The organism is Synechococcus sp. R6-7, assembly GCF_047461695.1.
Classification (GTDB): Bacteria; Cyanobacteriota; Cyanobacteriia; order Thermostichales; family Thermostichaceae; genus Thermostichus.
This window is the reverse complement of the sequence record NZ_JANSHS010000229.1, coordinates 1-2,111: the sequence shown is the minus strand read 5'-3', so window position 1 is coordinate 2,111 and position 2,111 is coordinate 1. Positions and strand designations below refer to the sequence as shown.

1 protein-coding gene and 1 pseudogene are annotated in these 2,111 nt (G+C 60.6%); both read right to left on the bottom strand.

The features are described from left to right. The coding region (mraY, locus tag NW815_RS07495) for a phospho-N-acetylmuramoyl-pentapeptide-transferase (RefSeq protein ID WP_414415859.1) at window positions 1–817 on the bottom strand (817 nt) is incomplete at its 3' end. A 94-nt stretch (window positions 818–911) separates the two neighbouring features. Then, a pseudogene (locus tag NW815_RS07490) lies at window positions 912–2,111 on the bottom strand (phosphoketolase); the annotation flags it as partial.

The following is a 2,111-nucleotide window of genomic DNA, read 5'->3' as shown; positions in this document are numbered from 1 at the left end:
CCCCCAACCCCAGGGATCCGGTATCGCCCATGAACAGCCGCGCCCGGTGGTGGTTGTGAACCAGGAACCCCAAGCAGGCACCGCTCAGGGTGAAAGCCAACACCGATAGCTCTGGATCCCTGTGAAGGAGCCCCAGCCCAATCAGCAGGATGGCCACCACCCCTGCCGCCAAGCCGTCCATACCATCGGTGAGGTTTACGGCATTATTGGTGCCCACCAACACAAACAGGGCCAAGGGCCAGAACAGCCAGCCCAGAGAGAGGGTGCCTATCCCCGGCAAGGTCAGACTGGTCGGGATCCCCTGCCAGGCCAGGTAGACACAAAACCCAAGGGCAACTCCCACCTGGAGCAACAGCTTGTGTTGGGGAGACAACCCCTTGTTGGATTGCTGTCGGATCACCAGCCAATCGTCCAGCCAGCCGACAAAGCTGTAGGCCAGCGTGAGCAGCGCGACGGCCAGCCAATGGGGATCCCAGCCGTTCGCGTAAGCGGGCCGTAGGCCTTTCCAGATCCCGGCCACCAGTAGCCCCACGGGCAAAAAGCTGATCCCGCCCATGGTGGGTGTGCCTGCTTTTTTCTGGTGGGATTGGGGCCCCTCCTGGCGGATCACTTGCCCCGCCTTCCAGCGCCGCAACCCGGGGATGAGCAGGGATCCCAGCAGGGCCGAACCCAACGCGCTCAATCCAAAAGGAACGACCACCTGGGGGCGGATCCCAATCACAAGGGCCGAGAGGGCTAAACCCAGCCCCAGCGAGAGCGCCATCCCGCCCCACTCTGTTTCTTCCACCTCCAGATCGGGAAGTGTATCCGCATCCACCCTTTCTGAACCCCTCACACCCTCAACCTCCAAACCCTCAAAAACTCTATCCTGCCAGAGCTCAGAGGCGAAAGTTAGTTGAGTGGGGATCCCTTCAATAGGGCCACTTCCAGTTGCGCACCTCCGGCAGATCTTCCCCGTGTTTGCAGATGTACTGCTTGTGCTCCACCAGCTTGTCCCGGATAAGCTGCTGGACGTGATCCCGCCGGTACTTGAAGCGATCCACCCGCTCCAAGACGTCGTTGGCCAAGTTAAAGCGATCCACCTGGTTGAGAACGCACATGTCGAAGGGGGTGGTGGTGGTGCCTTCCTCCTTGTAGCCGCGCACGTGCAGGTTGTGGTGGTTGGGACGGCGGTAGGTGAGGCGGTGGATGAGCCAAGGATAGCCGTGGAAGGCAAACACGATGGGCTTGTCGGGGGTGAAGATACTGACAAACTCCTTGTCGCTAATGCCGTGGGGGTGTTCGCTGGGCGGCTGCAGCTTCATTAGGTTCACCACGTTCACCACCCGGATCTTGATGTCCGGCAGGTGCTGCCGCAAAAAGTCCACCGCCGCCAGGGTTTCCATGGTGGGCACATCGCCACAGCAGGCCATGACCACATCCGGCTCTGAACCCTGATCATTGCTGGCCCATTCCCAGATGCCCAAGCCCTGGGTGCAGTGTTTGATGGCCGCATCCATGTCCAGGTACTGCAGGGCCGGCTGTTTGCCCGCCACGATCACATTCACGTAGTGGCGGCTGCGCAGGCAGTGGTCGGCCACCGAGAGCAGAGTATTGGTATCCGGGGGCAGGTAGACGCGGATGATTTCGGCCTTTTTGTTGACCACGTGATCCAAAAAGCCGGGATCCTGATGGCTAAAGCCGTTGTGATCCTGCCGCCACACGTGGGAAGTCAGCAGGTAGTTGAGGGAAGGGATGGGCCGCCGCCAAGGAATGTGACGGGTGGTTTTCAGCCACTTGGCGTGTTGGTTGAACATGGAGTCCACCAGGTGGATAAAGGCTTCGTAACAGGAGAAGAACCCGTGTCGCCCGGTCAACAGGTAGCCTTCTAGCCAGCCCTGACAGACGTGCTCGCTGAGGATCTCCATCACCCGTCCATCTGGGGAGAGGTGCTCGTCGCAATCGTAGATGGGAGCTACCCAGGTGCGGTCGCTGGCCTCAAACACAGCATCCAAGCGGTTGGAAGCCGTCTCGTCGGGGCCAAAGAGGCGGAAGTTGTGGGGGTTGAGCTTCATCACATCCCGCAGAAATTGCCCCAGCACTCGCGTGGCTTCGGCTTCGGTGGTGCCGGG